Here is a 14,936-nt window from a genome sequence, read left to right on the forward strand (position 1 = left end):
GCAGCAGCTGGAACCCCTGAGGGAACGGCGGCTGCGCTTTGCCGGTGGTGACGATCTCGGCGACGATTTCCAGGCCGCGAAGCAGATCGACGGAGCGGTAAGGTTTGGCGAGGCAGGCGTCACCGTTGATCAGCGCGACCTGCGACATGTTGCCGGTGACATAAAGGATACCGGGCCTGCCACAGGGTGGCAGTTGAGCTGCGACATCTGTCCCGAGCCCGCCGTCGGCCAGCCGCAGATCGAGGATGACAAGGTCAGGTTTGGACTGCGCTGCGAGCGCGACCGCATCGGGGACGGTGCGGGCGATGCCGCTAACCTCGTAACCGTGCCCGACAAGGATCTCCTCGGCGAAATCCGCCAGCATGAGGTCGTCCTCGACAATCAAGACCTTGAGCATACGCTGTCCTCCAGCCGACGGCTCGATCGAAATTCGAGCAGCGGCTTATGAAGAAAATCCAATCGTTCGTGCTGGACGACCCGCGTGCCGGTCGTCCAAAGAACGCCAGACCACAACTGCTGAATATAGGGATTGAGCGCGCGGTACCGCCGCCTTATGAATTCAATAGAGAGCAGCGCGAATGGTTCCGAGATTCTGGCATGTCTGCTTCCGCAGAGCATGTCCGACTTTGCCGTCGGGTGAGCAATATTGACCACTAAGCGAACAAGCGGTCTTGATCAAACCGATGAGGCAGCGCAGACCGGCGACCTTATCTCTCTTCCGAGACCACGTTGTTGCAGACGTAGCAGCGGAAAATTCGAAGCGCCGTGCTGCCAAACATGAACGGAAGGTCGCTCAAATGCGTCATCTGCGCCTTGCATTTGTCGCAAATGCGCGAGGGGCCAGTCGATTGGCCGGGGTTTAAAGGCGGGTTCGAACCGGGAGATGCCATGATAGCTTGCAACCGAGGAATCGATAGCGGTGGCTACCACGGGGCGCCGTCGATCCAGAGAGCTATAGTGCTCACCTCGCCGCCTTTTTTGAACCTTCGCGCATCGCGCGGTGGTCACATGCCGTAAATGGCCAATTCGGTGTCAGCGAGATCTCCGAGGCGAGGCCGGTGCGGGCCCTTGTAATATTTGCGGCCCCGCGCCTCGCTGTAGATGCCGGGCAATCCCGCCACAGCTGCCGTCGCATCCACGATAATGATCGGTTTTCCCCGCCACAGCAGATAACGCCCGATCGCACCGGCGCAGTTGATGTAATCGGCGATGCTGCGGCAATAGCCGAGCTGCATGGCGGGCAGCGGGATGAAGCCGCGGCGTTTTCTCAAAGGAAAGAATATGAAAGGAAGCGCGGCTTCAGCGGTTCGGCACACCAGGCTGAGGCAGCCATATTGCGCGTGGCGCTTGAGCATCTCAAGATCCGCCTCGGGCAGGCCGGCGACGGAAAGTGTGGCCGGTGTAACCGCTTCGACCGTCTTGATGCGTCCGCTTCGCAACAAGGCCGGCACGGAAAAATACAGGCCGCGGCAATACGGCGCAAAACCCTGCGCTTCGAGGATCGGCCATGTCGCAGCCGCGGGCGTGACGTTGAAATAGGTAATTTCCCTGCGCTTCTGCGTCATCGAAGCGAACAGCGCCGCATAATTGCGGAATTCCGGATCGACATACCAGCTCGAAACGTTGCAGCAGGTCGCGGTTTCGCCGTCGCTGATCTTGTTCGAATAGATCATCAAGAGGCAGCCGACCGGCAGGCCGTCGTTCTCGAGCAGGTAACCGTAGCGCGGCGTGCCCGGCGGGACAGTCCGCGCGCCTTGACGGCGCAGGCCACGCATCCAGTATTCGCGGCTGCGATGCTGGAAGCCCCGGGTCAGCAAATCGCCGATCGCGTCGAGATCGCTTTCCTGTATCTCGCGAAAACCGGGTTTGACGGCGAGCATCGTATTTACCAATGGACGTAAAAGATCAGGGAGCGACGGTATTGTTTCACATTTTCGCTCTATCATGCGCTCTCACAATTTAATGAGCAATTTAACGAGAAGGCGAAACAATCCATGTCGGTAAGGTTAAGGATTATTTCGGCGATCCAGCAGATTGCCGTCGAGCAGCAGGTCAATCTGCCGCCGCTCGATGATGATCTGTCGCTTCACGAGACCGGTTTCGATTCGCTGGGGTTCGCCATCCTGGTCGCGCGGCTTGAAGACGATCTCGGCATCGATCCGTTTACCATATCGGAGGATGCAAGCTTTCCTCTTACAATAGGCGACTTCATCAAGGCCTATGAAAATGTCCCCGCGTGAAATCTTCGCGCTGCGGGACTATCTTGACCCGCAGCTGAAGGGCCGCGGCCTTTCGGATCCGCGGCAGGTGGTGCAACTGACGGAGTTTGCCGGCGAAACCTGCCTTGAGGGCCGGCTCGCCGAGCTTTCCGGGCGGTCGGTACTGCTGGCGGTGGCGGATCAACTGGTATCCGCATTGGCGATGCTGGAGATTGATGGCGTGGCCCGGCGCATGCTGCTGTGTCCACCCGATCTCGGCGCCGAACACATTTCAACCCTGGTCGCAGATGCCGAGATCGATGCCGTCGTCACCGATCACCCGGCGCAATGGGCGGCGTCTGGAATCGAATTGATCGTGTCAGCGCAAGCGCCGATTCGGGCGGCGACACGCACACAAACCCAACGCGCGACCGAATGGCTGATGCTGACATCGGGCACCTCCGGCGTGCCGAAAATCGTCGGCCACACCCTGGAAGGACTGACCGGCGCGATCGTCGCGGATGGCCCGGCGCGGGGCGCGTCGCCGGTCTGGGCGACCTTCTACGACATCAGGCGCTACGGCGGCCTGCAGATATTCCTGCGCGCCATCATCGGCGGCGGTTCGATGGTGCTGTCGGAGCCGGGAGAGCCGGTCGCCGATTACGTGGCACGGCTGCACAAAAATGCGGTTTCGCATATTTCCGGTACGCCGTCGCACTGGCGCAAGCTCCTGATGAGCGGATCGGCTTCGGAGTTTTCTCCGCGTTACGTTCGCCTGTCGGGCGAGATTGCCGACCAGGCCGTGCTGGACGGGTTGAGCCGCGCCTTTCCGGCCGCCTCGATCGGTCACGCCTATGCGTCGACCGAGGCCGGTGTCGGTTTTGCCGTCAACGATGGCCTTGAAGGTTTTCCCGCCGACCTGATCGGCGTGAACCGCGACGGCGTCGAGATGAAGGTCGAGGACGGATCGCTGCGAATTAGATCGAAGCGGACGGCGCATGCCTATGTCGGCCGCCAGGCGGCGGCCCTGACCGACGCGCAGGGATTCGTCGACACCGGCGACATGGTCGAGCGGCGCGGGGAGCGGTACCACTTCGTCGGCCGGCGCGGCGGCATCATCAATATTGGCGGCCTCAAGGTTCATCCCGAGGAAATCGAGGCGGTCATCAACCGGCATGCCGAGGTGCGGATGTCCCGCGCCAGATCGCGCCGCAGCCCGATCACCGGCGCCATCGTGGTCGCCGATGTGGTCCTGGCCGATGGCGACGGCGCCAGCCGGAGTGACGCAATCCGTAACGAGATTTTGGCTGAGTGCAGGGCATCGCTGGCAGCCCACAAGGTCCCTGCCGTGATCCGCTTCGTGGCATCGCTCGATGTGACGGCGGCCGGAAAGCTGGCCCGACACGATGCATAATGTTCTGGTCACCGGAGGAAGCCGCGGCATCGGCCTTGCCATCGTGCGAAGGATTGCCGCCGCCGGCTACAATGTGATCGCGGTGGCGCGGAGCGAAAGCGACGCCTTGCGCGAGACGATCGGCGACGTCGTCAAGCAAGGTAGCGGCGGCCTTCACTTTCGGGCGTTCGACCTCAGCGACACCGATGCCATTCCGGCCTTCGTGAAAGGCTTGCGCGACGAATTCGGCGCGATTTACGGCCTCGTCAACAATGCCGGGATCGGCACCGAGGGCCTGCTCGCGACCATGCACAATAGCGAGATCGAGGCGTTGCTGCGCCTCAATGTCCTCTCCCCGGTCATTCTGACAAAATATGTGGTGCGGCACATGATGGCCGATGGCGCCGGCCGCATCATCAACATGTCGTCGGTCATCGCGACCACAGGATATAACGGCCTGTCGGTCTACGGCGCCACCAAGGCCGCGGCGACGGGCTTTACCCGCTCGCTGGCACGCGAGGTCGGCAAGCTCGGGATCACCGTGAACGCGATTGCGCCGGGCTTTGTCGATACCGAATTGACCCAGAGCCTGTCGGACGATCAGCGCAAGCGCATCGCCGGCCGCAGCGCGCTGCGCCGGCTGCCCGAGACCGATGATGTCGCCAGCATGGTCGAATATCTGCTGGGCGACGGCGGCCGTAACATCACCGGCACTGTGTTGACGATCGACGCCGGCAATACGGCGTAAGCTGAGCCCGGTCGTTTCGGTCCTGGGCTGGGTCGGAGTTTCAAATCCCGTCCCCGGCCCCCGGCAAGGGCCGATCCTTCGCCTTTCCGGCCGCTTGCCTCCATCAGGGACATTGCTATATCGGATTTTTCCGCCACCTTGCGTCCCTCACCGCGAAGCGAGATCGATCATGACCGCGAATACCGATACCGCAGCCGAATCCCAGCCATTCCAGGCCGAGGTCGCCGAACTGCTGCACCTGATGGTGCACTCGGTCTATTCGGAGACCGATATTTTCCTGCGTGAATTGATCTCGAACGCGTCGGATGCCTGCGACAAGCTGCGCTATGAGGCGATCGCGGCCCCCGATCTGATCGCCGACGGCGAGGCCCCCCGAATCCGCATCGCGCCGGACAAGAAGGCCAATACGCTCAGCGTCATCGACAGCGGCATCGGGATGGACCGGCAGGAGCTGATCGACAATCTCGGCACCATCGCGCGTTCCGGCACCAGGTCGTTTCTGTCGCGCCTGACCGAGGCCAAGGAGGGGGCTGGGCTGATCGGCCAGTTTGGCGTCGGATTCTACGCGGCCTTCATGGTCGCCGATCGCATCGTCGTCACCAGCCGCCGCGCCGGCACCGACCAGGTCTGGACCTGGTCGTCTTCGGGCGGCAGCGGATTTGAAATTGCGCCCGCCAGCGAGGAGGACGCCCGCCGCGTCACGCGCGGCACCGAGATCGTGCTGCATCTCAAGCCGGAGGCCGTAAAATATCTGGAGACCTACGAGATCGAGCGCATCGTCGGCGCCTATTCCGACAACATCCAGTTTCCGATCGAACTCAAGCCGGAAGACGGCGAGCCGCGTCAGATCAATTCCGCGAGCGCGCTGTGGCAGCGGTCAAAATCGGAGCTGACGCCGGCGGATTACACCCAGGCCTACCGGGCGATCGCCGGCGCCTTCGACGACCCGGCGATGACGCTGCATTATCGCGCCGAAGGGCGTCAGTCCTATGCCGTTCTGCTGTTCGCGCCGTCGACAAAGCCGTTCGATCTGTTCGAGCCGTCGCGCAAGGGGCAGATAAAACTCTATGTCCGCCGCGTCTTCATCGCCGACGATGCCGAGCTGTTGCCGGCCTATCTGCGCTTCATTCGCGGCGTGATCGACAGTGAGGATCTTCCGCTCAATATCTCCAGGGAGATGCTGCAGAACAATCCGCAGCTCGCGCAAATCCGCAAAGCGGTGACCGGCCGCGTGATCGGAGAGCTGGAAAGCCTGAGCGAGAAGGAGCCCGAGAACTTCGCCAGGATCTGGGACGCATTCGGTGCTGTGATCAAGGAGGGGATCTGGGAGGATTTCGAACGCCGCGAGAAATTGCTGGCGCTGTCGCGCTTCACCACGACCGCGGGCGAGAAGCGGTCGCTGAAGCAATATGCCGAGGACTTGAAGCCGAACCAGACCGAGATCTATTATCTCACCGGCGACAGTCTCGAGCGGCTGAAGTCCAATCCCAAGCTGGAATCGGCCACGGCCCGCGGCATCGAGGTTTTGCTGCTGACCGATCCGGTCGATGCATTCTGGACCGCGGCCCCGCTCGATTTCGGCGGCAAGCCGCTGAAATCGCTGAGCCAGGGCGATATCGACTTCGGATTGATTCCGCTGCTTGACGACAAGGCCCAAGACGACAGAGACGAAAAGCCATCCGGTCCGGATGAGGCCGCAACCATCGCCGAAATCAAGGATGTGCTGGGGGAGCGGGTGTCCGAGGTGCGAGCCTCGCAGCGGCTGACCACCAGTGCGTCATGCCTGGTGGCGGGCGGCAATGGCCGGGACCGTCAGCTCGAGCGATTGCTGGCGCAGCAGAACAAAGGCGCGGGGGTCAAGCCGGTCCTCGAGATCAACATGCGCCATCCGCTTGTCACGGCCATTGCCGGGGCAGGCGACGCGGCTGCGGACATCTCGTTTCTGCTGCTGGAGCAGGCGCAAATCCTCGACGGTGAATTGCCGGAAGACACCGCCGCTTTTGCCGCCCGGCTCAATCGGCTGGTGCTGCGCGGGATGGCGTAGGGAGTCGAAAATACGGTCGCGGGTTCACACGGGACAATTCAGGCGCTTGCCCTGAATGCCCTTTGTGCCGGGGAGTTTTTTGTATTTCAATAGGTCGACGCGAACCCATCTTCAGATTTGGCCGTATCTCTAGCCGCATCTGAGCAACGGTCTCAACTTCGGACGGCCCCGCGCCAATGACCACGCCAGGCGGTAGCGACCCATTCTACGGCAGTATTGCGGTCTTTCGTGGCTTCGCCAGCCTGATGGACCCGGCGCTGTATTCGCCGCTGCCGGATGACTGGAGCATCGGCGTCGCCGATATCGTCGAGTCGACCAGGGCCATCGCGGAGGCGCGTTACAAGGCGGTCAACGTGGCCGGTGCCGCGGTCATCGCTTCCGTCACCAATGCGCTGGAGGGACACGAGTTTCCCTTCGTGTTTGGCGGCGATGGCGCCAGCTTCGCGGTGGCGCCGGACGATCTAGAGCGCGCCCGAGAGGCACTGGCGGCGACCGCGATCTGGGTCAAGGAGGATCTCGACCTCGAGATGCGCGTGGCACTGGTGCCGGTCGCCGCGGTGCGGGCGCAGGGCCTCGATGTTCGCGTCGCCCGCTTCGGGCCGTCGGCCAATCTTTCCTATGCGATGTTTTCCGGTGGCGGTCTCGGCTGGGCCGAAGCCGCGATGAAGCGCGGCGAGTTCGCGGTGCCGATGGCGCCGCCGGGCACGCAGCCCGATCTCACCGGGCTGTCCTGCCGGTTCGAAGAAATTCCCTCCGTGCGCGGCGTCATCCTTTCGGTTCTGGTGGTGCCGGCGCGAGGCGCCGATCCGAACGCCTTTCGCAAGCTGATCGAAGACCTCATCGCGCTGGTCGAGCGCAGTCCGGATTCCGGACGGCCGGTCCCACCGGGCGGGCCGCCGCTGCGCTGGCCGCCGGCCGGCAACGAACTCGAAGCCCGGGCCAAGCGTGGCGGATCGCTGTTGAGGCGGCGCGCCTTTGTGCTCGCCTACACGCTGTTCGCCTATCTGGTGATGCGCTTTGGCATCAGCGTCGGCGGCTTCGTGCCGAAAACCTATGTGCAGCAGGTGGTGGAGAATTCAGACTTCCGCAAATACGACGACGGCTTGCGGATGATTCTCGATTGCACGCCGGAACTGGAGCGCGCGCTGACGCAGCGCCTCGTGGCCGCGACGGCGATCGCGCGATATGGCCTGCACCGGCAGGATGCGGCGATGATGACCTGCTTTACGCCATCGGCGCTGCGCAGCGATCATGTGCATTTCATCGACGGCGCGCGCGGCGGTTACGCCTCGGCGGCGACGGCGCTGAAGGCGATGCCGGCCTGATTTCAGCGCGTGGTCCGGCTCCAGGTCTCTCCGCCGCAAAACCCGCCGACGCAGCCTTCGACCTTCAGCGTATCGGGTCCCGCGACCGCGATGCTGCTTGCATAGGTCTTGCCGTCATCGGCGTTGTAGATCTGGCCCGACCATTTGCCCGCCCCGGCGGGCCGCATGCCGGCGAACAACGAAAGCCCGATGATCGGGCGTCTGGCCAAAGCCGGGTTGGAATTCTTGTCGTCGATCTGCGGTTTCCCGGTTGCGGGATCGATCGGGTCCTTCAGCCAGACGACGACGCCGCAAATCCCTCCACCGCATTTGCTGACGCGCACCTTTGCATCACCCGCCTGCGTGAGCCAGATACCATCCGGTCCGCCGGCCTGTACCTTCGCCGGCACCGCGACAAGCAAAGCCATCAACATCGCAACCATGAAACCAGATCTGCAAGTCATCAACCGCTCCTGAAGAGACAGAAATGCATAGCAATAAATCGAATTTGTGCAATGCCAGATGCCGGGGGTCTGCCGGTCATTTCGCCCGGCTTGTTTACTCCGGCTCATTTGTCGCAGCGCATCGGGCGAACGGACAAGGCGATGCCCAGGCGGGGCCTGACGCCACCCCTGCGACATGCCTGGTCGTCACCAGGGCAGGCCGCATAGGTCGATGACCCCGGTCGGCGGCGCGCGCTTGATGTGGTAGACATAGGGCGCGATGGCCTCGAAGCGAACGCGACCCGCGGGCTGTTCGCACCAGATCTCGCCGTCGAACGGCTTCCAGCCGCGGCCCATGTAGAACGGCGCGTTGTGCGGTTCGCAGAACAACAGCCCGAAATCGGTGGCGCCTTCGTCCTTCAGGACCTGAACCGCGGCATTGAGCGCGATGCTGGCGTAGCCCTTGCGGCGCAAGTCCGCGCGGGTCGCGACGCCACCGATGCCGCCGGCCTTGAACTTGCGGCCGTTCCAGGTGACCTCGCGGCGATAGATGCCGACATGGCAGACCACGCCTTCCGGCTCGGCCTGCACCAGCACGCGCAGGTCGGCATGGGCAGAGACAATGCCGGCCCAGGGCAGCGTTGCGACCACTTCGGGCGGCCAGACCGCGTTGAACAGCGGTTCGGCCATCGGCCAGGATGCGTCTCCGTTCAGAACGTCGATCTCGATGCTCATTGCACTTACCCCCGCGCGCGCTGCGCGTGCCCTTCATAAGCGTTACCTGGATGGCAAGTCACCGATTGCGATGTCACAACGGGTATATTTTTGGGGTTCGGGCCCCAAAGTCGGCACAGGCGGAATCGGTGATCGAGATCACAGACAGGGCTGACGCCTTGCTGTCATATTGGCAAATGATATGGTTTCTGCGATTGGAACCCGGGAATAGTGATGCGCCGGCTCGCCGCTCTCGCCGCTGTTGCGTTGGCAGGTTGCCTTGCCAGCCAATCCGCCTTCGCGGAGAAGCGCATTGCGTTCGTTGTCGGTAACTCCAATTACCAGAACGTCGTCGCGCTCACCAATCCGGCCAACGATGCGGTGGCCATCACCGAGATGTTCCGGAAGGCGGCTTTCGACGTCGTCGAGTCCCGGCGCGATCTCAAGAATGCGGAAATGCGGCGTGCGTTGCGCGACTTCACCGAGAAGGCGCGGGACGCGGATATCGCGGTGATCTATTACGCGGGTCACGGCATCGAGGTGGACGGCACCAACTATCTCGTTCCGGTCGACGCCGCGCTCGAACGCGACACCGACGCCTATGATGAAGCGATCTCGCTGGACAGGATTCTTCAGGCGATCGAGCCCGCCAAGCAGTTGCGCCTCGTCATTCTCGACGCCTGCCGCGACAATCCGTTCGCCAAGAATATGAAGCGGACGGTGTCGTCCCGCTCGCTCGGCCGCGGGCTTGCCGGCGTCGAGCCGGCCCGACCGAACACCTTGATTGCGTTTGCCGCGAAAGGCGGGTCGACGGCTTCGGACGGCGACACCAGGAACAGTCCGTTCACCACCGCCTTGCTGAAATATCTGGCCAGGCCAGGTCTCGAGCTCGGCAAGGCATTCCGGCTGGTGCGCGACGATGTGATGAACGCCACCGGCAACAAGCAGGAGCCCTTCGTCTACGGATCGCTCGGCGGCAATGATGTCGCGCTGGTTCCTGCGCCGGCATCGCCGCCGGTCGCGAGCGCGAACGTGGATATTCGCCGCGACTATGAACTGGCCGAGCGCGTCGGAACCAAGGAAGCCTGGGACTCCTTTGTGGCAGCCAACCCGTCCGGCTTCTACTCCGACCTTGCCAGGGCCCAGCGCAACAAGCTCGCCGCCGAAACCGCGCGGATCGCCGCGACCGAAAGAGCCCGCGGCGCCGCCGAAGAACAGGCGCGGCTGACCGCCGAAAAGAAAAAGCAGATTGAGGAGGCGAGGGCGGCCGCCGCTCAGGCCAAAGCCGCCGAAGATGAACGATTGGCGGCCGAGAAAGTCCGGCGCGAGGCCGAGAAGGCGAAAAAGCCGGAGGAAGCAAAAGTCGCGTCAGCCGAACAGGCCGTGCCGAAGGAAGATCGGCCCAATGCCGACAAGCCTGCCGATCCCGCGGTCGCGGCGCTGACGCCCCCGGGCCAGGCGGCTCCGGAGGCACCGAAGGCCGATCAACCGGCGTTGCAGGATATTGCCCGCCTGCTGCAGTCCGAACTCAAGCGGGTCGGATGCAAGACCGGCGAGATCGACGGCGAATGGAACGCCGCGGCCCGTCGGGCGCTTTCGTCCTTCAACGACAGGGCCGGGACCAGGTTCGACGTCAAACTCGCCAGTCTCGATGCGCTCGATGCGGTTCGCGCCAGAACGGGTCGGGTTTGCCCGCTCGATTGCGACCGTGGATTCCGCGCCGAGGGGGATCGTTGCGTGAAGATCACCTGCGATAGCGATCAGGTTCTGGGGCCGAACGGGACCTGTCGCCCCCGCCCGGAACGCGCACCAAGGGTTGAGGCGCATCGCGAGCGAAGCTCACCCGCCGCATCATCGGGGCGCGGCAAATGCTTTGCCTTCAACGGCAAGCAGGTTTGCGAATAGCCGACGTTATTTTGGGTTTGAAGGCGATTGGGGCCGCGCCAACCAGGGGTGCGGCCTTGTTGACCTGTCCGGCGTCGCTCAATAGGCGGTGCATTCGCTGTGGGTGATTTGCGGGCGGGCGCAATAGGAAAGCCCGGAGCCGTTGTAGAACGTGTATTGCCTCTTGCCGGGCTTGAGTCTGTTTTCGATAGTCATCGAACACGCGCTTCCGCGCACCGTCATATTGATAATAATGACGTTGTTCGGATAATCGCGGACCGCGCGAAGGGTGTGTTTTCCGAGCACATGAAGGGATGCCGAACCACCGGGTGCCTCCGTCGGGGCAGCGCCCAGGGTGGCGTTCAAACGCACTTTCCCCTCCACGGTGGAGTCCATATCAAGCGTGGCGCTGCGGTCGACGGAGAGTTCGCCAGTGCCTTCACCGTGGACCGGAAAATTCCGAACCGGCGGATTGTCGCAATTGGCTAATCCGTCAAAGCTGAACTTGGCGCGAAGCAGGGTGCCGGCCGCTTCACTCGCCACCGGCATCATCAGGGTCGAGGCCACAACGGCCGCGGTGACAAGAATGGCTCTGTATTTCATGGGTTCTGATCCTTTAAATATCTCATTCCCAATAATGTTTTGAGTTTAATTCGATGCGGCGAGATTTGACAATATGTGCGCCGCCGCCGATCCGGGCGTCATATGCGTTTCCAGAAGCCCCGCGTTTCCCGAAATTGCGGTGTTTAAGATCGAAGGAACCTTCTATAAGGGTTCCCGTTAAGCCACGTCTCCCATCATTTCGGACATGACCCATGACCTTCACGCTTCCCAACCTTCCCTATGCCTATGACGCGCTTGCGCCCCATATGTCGAAGGAAACGCTGGAATATCACCACGACAAGCATCATCAGGCCTATGTGACCAACGGCAACAATCTGCTGAAAGGCACCGAATTCGAGGGCAAGTCGCTCGAGGAGATCGTCAAAGGCTCGTTCGGCAAGAATGCGCCGCTGTTCAACAATGCCGGCCAGCACTACAACCACCTGCATTTCTGGAACTGGATGAAGCCAAATGGCGGTGGCGCCAAATTGCCCGGCCGTCTGGAAAAGAAGATCACCGAGGACCTCGGCGGGCTTGAGAAATTCAAGACCGATTTCGCCGCCGCCGGCGTCGGCCAGTTCGGTTCAGGCTGGGCCTGGTTGTCGGTCAAGAACGGCAAGCTGGAAATCTCCAAGACGCCCAATGGTGAAAACCCGCTGGTGCACGGCGCCACGCCGATCCTCGGCGTCGACGTCTGGGAGCACTCTTATTACATCGATTATCGCAATCGCCGCCCGGACTATCTGAAGGCGTTTGTCGATCATCTGGTGAACTGGGAATATGTCGACCAGCTGTTCTCGAAAGTCTGATCTGACCTGTTGAAAATCCGAAGAGGGGCGGCGGCATCGAGCTGCCGCCCTTTCGCTTGTCCCGCCGCGTCGTTGTGCTTGTGGGGATCACGGGCCGGCCCCACGCTGCCTCGCCATTTGGCGTGAAACCTGTGGAATGGCGCCCATCGCCTCCGTAGACAGAGGTAATGTTATAATATAACATTTCGGCATGGCGCCTTCCGATCCCCATCACCACGGCCATGATCACGCCCACACGCATGCGCACAGCCATGGCCCGGCTTCGCCGCATCCGGCGCAAGTGGCGCCGTGGTCGATCCTGCGCATGACCGTGGTCTCCCGCGTCGGTGCGGCGCTCGCCGTCAGTGCCGGGCTGTGGGCCATCGTCTGGCTGGCGATGAGGTGAGCATGGCCGCGCAACTGCAATTCAATGATGTCACGCTGGGCTATGACCGGCATCCGGCGGTGCACCACCTCAACGGCGAGGTCGCGCCTGGCGCCTTGCTCGCGATCGTCGGCCCCAATGGCGCCGGCAAGTCGACGCTGTTTCGCGGCATCGTCGGCATCCTCAAGCCGCTGGCGGGCGCCATCCTGACCGGCGATCTCGATGTCAGGGATATCGCCTATCTGCCGCAGAGCGCGGATATCGACCGCAGCTTTCCGATCTCGGTGTTTGACTTCGTCGGCACCGGGCTGTGGCGCTCCACCGGGTTTTTCGGCGGCATGGGCGACAGGCGGTCGCGCGAAAAAATCGCGCAGGCGCTGGCCGCGGTGGGCCTCAGCGGTTTCGAGAACCGCGGTATCGGTACGTTGTCCGGCGGGCAGATGCAGCGGCTGCTGTTTGCTCGGGTGCTGCTGCAGGACGCCCGCCTGATCGTGCTCGACGAGCCCCTCAATGCCATCGACGCCAAAACCTCTGACGATCTGCTGGCGCTGGTGCGGCGCTGGCACGCCGAAAAGCGCACGGTGCTGGCGGCGCTGCACGACATGGATCTCGTGCGCGCCAACTTCCCCGAAACCCTGCTGCTGGCGCGCGGGCCGGTGGCATGGGGCAAGACCGCCGACGTATTGACCGCGGAGCATCTTCTGGAGGCCCGCCGGATGTGTGAAGCGTTCGACGATAGTGCTGGCGCCTGCCTGGTCCACGATGTGCCGTCGCGGGCCGCCTGAACTTTATGAAACGACAGCATGATGATTTATGATGCGCTGATCGCGCCCTTTACCGAATTCGAATTCATGCGCCGGGCGCTGGCGGCGGTGATCGCGCTGGCGCTGGGCGGCGCGCCGATCGGCGTGTTTCTGATGCTGCGGCGGATGAGTCTGGTCGGCGACGCCATGGCGCATGCCATCCTGCCGGGCGCCGCGGTCGGCTTCCTGCTGTCAGGCCTCAATCTGTTTGCGATGACGGCGGGCGGATTGATCGCCGGCTTCACGGTGGCGATTCTCGCCGGTGTGGTGGCGCGCACCACAGAGCTGAAGGAAGATGCTTCGCTGGCTACGTTCTATCTGGCCTCGCTGGCACTGGGCGTCACGATTGTTTCCATCAAGGGCACCAATATCGATCTGTTGCACGTGCTGTTCGGCAACATCCTGGCGATGGACGACCCGACATTGCTGGTGATCGCGTTCAACGCCACCATTACGCTGATCGTGCTGGCGGTGATCTACCGGCCGCTGGTGATCGAAAGCGTTGACCCGGTGTTCCTGCGCACCGTGAGCCGCGCCGGCGCGCCCGCGCATCTGGCGTTTCTCGCGCTGGTCGTCGTCAACCTCGTCAACGGCTTTCAGGCGCTCGGCACCCTGCTGGCGGTGGGGCTGATGATCTTGCCCGCAGGCATTGCCCGGTTCTGGTCGCGCGACATGACCGGCATGATCTGCATTGCGGTGGTGAGCGCGATCGTCTCGGGCTATGCCGGACTGGTATTGTCGTTCCAGACCAAAGTACCGTCGGGGCCTGCGATCATTCTGGTGGCGGCGGCTCTGTATATGGCCTCGGTGTTGTTCGGCAGTGTCAGCGGCGTGATCCGGCAGATGTTTCCCGGCCGCCACCTCGAAGCGTAGCGGCGAACCGATGCGGCGGCTTCAACTACTTTGGCTGATTTGTCTGGTGCTCGTGACGTCGGCCGTTCCACTGCGTGCGCAGGAGCGTTTAAACGTCGTCGCCAGCTTTTCGATTCTCGGCGACTTCGTTCGCAATGTCGGCGGTGAGCGCGTCAGCGTGACTACCTTGGTGGGCCCCGACGGCGACGTGCACGTCTATACGCCGGCGCCGGCGGATGCCAAAAAGATCGCGGAGGCGAAGCTCCTTGTCATCAACGGTTTCGGTCTGGAGGGCTGGCTGCCGCGGCTGCTGCAGGCCGCAGGCAGCAAGGCGCCGATCATCACCGCGACCAAGGGTATCGCGCCACTCAAACTGGGCTCCGATGCCGATCCGCATGCCTGGCAATCGGTCGCCAATGCGAAGATATATGTCGCCAATATCCGCGATGCGCTGGTCGCCGCCGATCCGGCGGACGCGGAAATTTTCCGCGCCAATGCGGAAAATTATCTTAGGCAACTCGACGCGCTTGATCGCGACGTGCGCCAGGCCGTCGCGCAAATCCCGCTAGCCCACCGCAAGGTGATCTCCACCCATGATGCCTTCGGCTATTTCGCCGCCGGCTATGGCATCGATTTTATCGCGCCATTGGGCGTTTCCACCGAATCCGAGGCCAGCGCCCGCGACATTGCCGGAATCATTACCCAGATCAGGAATTCCGGGATTCCAGCGGTGTTTCTTGAGAATATCAGCGATCCCAGGCTGATGCGGCGTATCTC

Annotated in this window: 16 protein-coding genes; 11 read left to right on the plus strand and 5 right to left on the minus strand. The window is 62.7% G+C overall.

The annotated features are described in order from the left end of the window. Both ABR948_RS20165 and ABR948_RS20170 read right to left on the minus strand, forming a co-directional pair. Positions 1 to 397, minus strand: a 397-nt coding sequence (locus tag ABR948_RS20165; RefSeq protein ID WP_428121195.1) for a response regulator, incomplete at its 3' end; no start/stop codon positions are given. Positions 398 to 1,004: 607 nt separating this feature from the next. Continuing rightward, on the minus strand, positions 1,005 to 1,880 hold the full coding sequence (locus tag ABR948_RS20170; protein WP_428121197.1) for an acyl-CoA acyltransferase: 876 nt from the start codon (positions 1,878 to 1,880) through the stop codon (positions 1,005 to 1,007). 114 nt (positions 1,881 to 1,994) lie between these two features. Between ABR948_RS20170 and ABR948_RS20175 the strand changes: the two genes are divergently transcribed. The 5 genes from ABR948_RS20175 to ABR948_RS20195 all read left to right on the plus strand — a co-directional run bounded on the left by ABR948_RS20175 (position 1,995) and on the right by ABR948_RS20195 (position 7,708). Next, positions 1,995 to 2,240 (plus strand): acyl carrier protein, encoded by a 246-nt coding sequence (locus ABR948_RS20175; RefSeq protein ID WP_428121199.1) that lies wholly within the window; start codon positions 1,995 to 1,997, stop codon positions 2,238 to 2,240. Continuing rightward, on the plus strand, positions 2,227 to 3,612 hold the full coding sequence (locus tag ABR948_RS20180; RefSeq protein ID WP_428121202.1) for an ANL family adenylate-forming protein: 1,386 nt from the start codon (positions 2,227 to 2,229) through the stop codon (positions 3,610 to 3,612). The genes ABR948_RS20175 and ABR948_RS20180 overlap by 14 nt, the downstream gene beginning before the upstream one ends. Continuing rightward, positions 3,605 to 4,339, plus strand: a complete 735-nt coding sequence (locus tag ABR948_RS20185; RefSeq protein ID WP_428121204.1) for an SDR family NAD(P)-dependent oxidoreductase — start codon at positions 3,605 to 3,607, stop codon at positions 4,337 to 4,339. The genes ABR948_RS20180 and ABR948_RS20185 overlap by 8 nt, the downstream gene beginning before the upstream one ends. A 169-nt stretch (positions 4,340 to 4,508) precedes the next feature. Further along, positions 4,509 to 6,383: a molecular chaperone HtpG gene (htpG, locus tag ABR948_RS20190; RefSeq protein ID WP_428121206.1), complete on the plus strand. Its 1,875-nt coding sequence runs from the start codon at positions 4,509 to 4,511 to the stop codon at positions 6,381 to 6,383. A 176-nt stretch (positions 6,384 to 6,559) separates the two neighbouring features. Next, positions 6,560 to 7,708 carry a DUF3095 domain-containing protein gene (locus ABR948_RS20195; RefSeq protein WP_428121209.1) on the plus strand — a complete coding sequence of 383 codons (1,149 nt, stop codon included), beginning with the start codon at positions 6,560 to 6,562 and terminating at the stop codon, positions 7,706 to 7,708. Positions 7,709 to 7,710: 2 nt separating this feature from the next. On the opposite strand, the gene ABR948_RS20200 is transcribed toward ABR948_RS20195, so the two are convergent. Together ABR948_RS20200 and ABR948_RS20205 are read right to left on the minus strand one after the other, a co-directional pair. Then, positions 7,711 to 8,151: a DUF2147 domain-containing protein gene (locus ABR948_RS20200; protein ID WP_428121211.1), complete on the minus strand. Its 441-nt coding sequence runs from the start codon at positions 8,149 to 8,151 to the stop codon at positions 7,711 to 7,713. 186 nt (positions 8,152 to 8,337) lie between these two features. Next, on the minus strand, positions 8,338 to 8,865 hold the full coding sequence (locus ABR948_RS20205) for a GNAT family N-acetyltransferase (protein WP_428121213.1): 528 nt from the start codon (positions 8,863 to 8,865) through the stop codon (positions 8,338 to 8,340). Positions 8,866 to 9,078: 213 nt separating this feature from the next. On the opposite strand from ABR948_RS20205, the gene ABR948_RS20210 reads away from it, so the two are divergent. Then, on the plus strand, positions 9,079 to 10,749 hold the full coding sequence (locus ABR948_RS20210) for a caspase family protein (protein ID WP_428121215.1): 1,671 nt from the start codon (positions 9,079 to 9,081) through the stop codon (positions 10,747 to 10,749). Positions 10,750 to 10,827: 78 nt separating this feature from the next. On the opposite strand, the gene ABR948_RS20215 is transcribed toward ABR948_RS20210, so the two are convergent. After that, positions 10,828 to 11,331 carry a hypothetical protein gene (locus tag ABR948_RS20215; RefSeq protein WP_428121218.1) on the minus strand — a complete coding sequence of 168 codons (504 nt, stop codon included), beginning with the start codon at positions 11,329 to 11,331 and terminating at the stop codon, positions 10,828 to 10,830. Positions 11,332 to 11,543: 212 nt separating this feature from the next. Between ABR948_RS20215 and ABR948_RS20220 the strand changes: the two genes are divergently transcribed. From ABR948_RS20220 to ABR948_RS20240, 5 genes are all read left to right on the plus strand, one after another. Next, positions 11,544 to 12,140, plus strand: coding sequence for a superoxide dismutase (locus tag ABR948_RS20220; protein WP_428121220.1), 597 nt, complete (start codon positions 11,544 to 11,546; stop codon positions 12,138 to 12,140). Positions 12,141 to 12,330: 190 nt separating this feature from the next. Next, positions 12,331 to 12,525, plus strand: a complete 195-nt coding sequence (locus ABR948_RS20225) for a hypothetical protein (RefSeq protein ID WP_428121223.1) — start codon at positions 12,331 to 12,333, stop codon at positions 12,523 to 12,525. A gap of 2 nt (positions 12,526 to 12,527) precedes the next feature. Beyond that, a complete protein-coding gene (locus ABR948_RS20230; RefSeq protein ID WP_428121226.1) occupies positions 12,528 to 13,289 on the plus strand; it encodes a metal ABC transporter ATP-binding protein in 762 nt (253 codons plus the stop codon). A gap of 21 nt (positions 13,290 to 13,310) precedes the next feature. Beyond that, the gene (locus ABR948_RS20235) at positions 13,311 to 14,180 is read left to right on the plus strand and encodes a metal ABC transporter permease (protein ID WP_428121230.1); all 870 of its coding nucleotides are present in this window, start codon (positions 13,311 to 13,313) and stop codon (positions 14,178 to 14,180) included. A 10-nt stretch (positions 14,181 to 14,190) separates the two neighbouring features. After that, positions 14,191 to 14,936: metal ABC transporter solute-binding protein, Zn/Mn family (locus ABR948_RS20240; RefSeq protein ID WP_428121228.1), on the plus strand; the 746-nt coding region annotated here is incomplete at its 3' end.

The sequence above is a fragment of the Bradyrhizobium sp. genome, assembly GCF_050014615.1.
Lineage (GTDB): Bacteria > Pseudomonadota > Alphaproteobacteria > Rhizobiales > Xanthobacteraceae > Bradyrhizobium.

What these genes read in the sequence shown, in the direction of transcription:
- ABR948_RS20170 (WP_428121197.1), bottom strand. Translation starts at nt 1,880, where the DNA reads ATGCTCGCCGTCAAACCCGGTTTTCGCGAGATACAGGAAAGCGATCTC.
- ABR948_RS20175 (WP_428121199.1), top strand. Translation starts at nt 1,995, where the DNA reads ATGTCGGTAAGGTTAAGGATTATTTCGGCGATCCAGCAGATTGCCGTC.
- ABR948_RS20180 (WP_428121202.1), top strand. Translation starts at nt 2,227, where the DNA reads ATGTCCCCGCGTGAAATCTTCGCGCTGCGGGACTATCTTGACCCGCAG.
- ABR948_RS20185 (WP_428121204.1), top strand. Translation starts at nt 3,605, where the DNA reads ATGCATAATGTTCTGGTCACCGGAGGAAGCCGCGGCATCGGCCTTGCC.
- htpG (WP_428121206.1), top strand. Translation starts at nt 4,509, where the DNA reads ATGACCGCGAATACCGATACCGCAGCCGAATCCCAGCCATTCCAGGCC.
- ABR948_RS20195 (WP_428121209.1), top strand. Translation starts at nt 6,560, where the DNA reads ATGACCACGCCAGGCGGTAGCGACCCATTCTACGGCAGTATTGCGGTC.
- ABR948_RS20200 (WP_428121211.1), bottom strand. Translation starts at nt 8,151, where the DNA reads ATGACTTGCAGATCTGGTTTCATGGTTGCGATGTTGATGGCTTTGCTT.
- ABR948_RS20205 (WP_428121213.1), bottom strand. Translation starts at nt 8,865, where the DNA reads ATGAGCATCGAGATCGACGTTCTGAACGGAGACGCATCCTGGCCGATG.
- ABR948_RS20210 (WP_428121215.1), top strand. Translation starts at nt 9,079, where the DNA reads ATGCGCCGGCTCGCCGCTCTCGCCGCTGTTGCGTTGGCAGGTTGCCTT.
- ABR948_RS20215 (WP_428121218.1), bottom strand. Translation starts at nt 11,331, where the DNA reads ATGAAATACAGAGCCATTCTTGTCACCGCGGCCGTTGTGGCCTCGACC.
- ABR948_RS20220 (WP_428121220.1), top strand. Translation starts at nt 11,544, where the DNA reads ATGACCTTCACGCTTCCCAACCTTCCCTATGCCTATGACGCGCTTGCG.
- ABR948_RS20225 (WP_428121223.1), top strand. Translation starts at nt 12,331, where the DNA reads ATGGCGCCTTCCGATCCCCATCACCACGGCCATGATCACGCCCACACG.
- ABR948_RS20230 (WP_428121226.1), top strand. Translation starts at nt 12,528, where the DNA reads ATGGCCGCGCAACTGCAATTCAATGATGTCACGCTGGGCTATGACCGG.
- ABR948_RS20235 (WP_428121230.1), top strand. Translation starts at nt 13,311, where the DNA reads ATGATTTATGATGCGCTGATCGCGCCCTTTACCGAATTCGAATTCATG.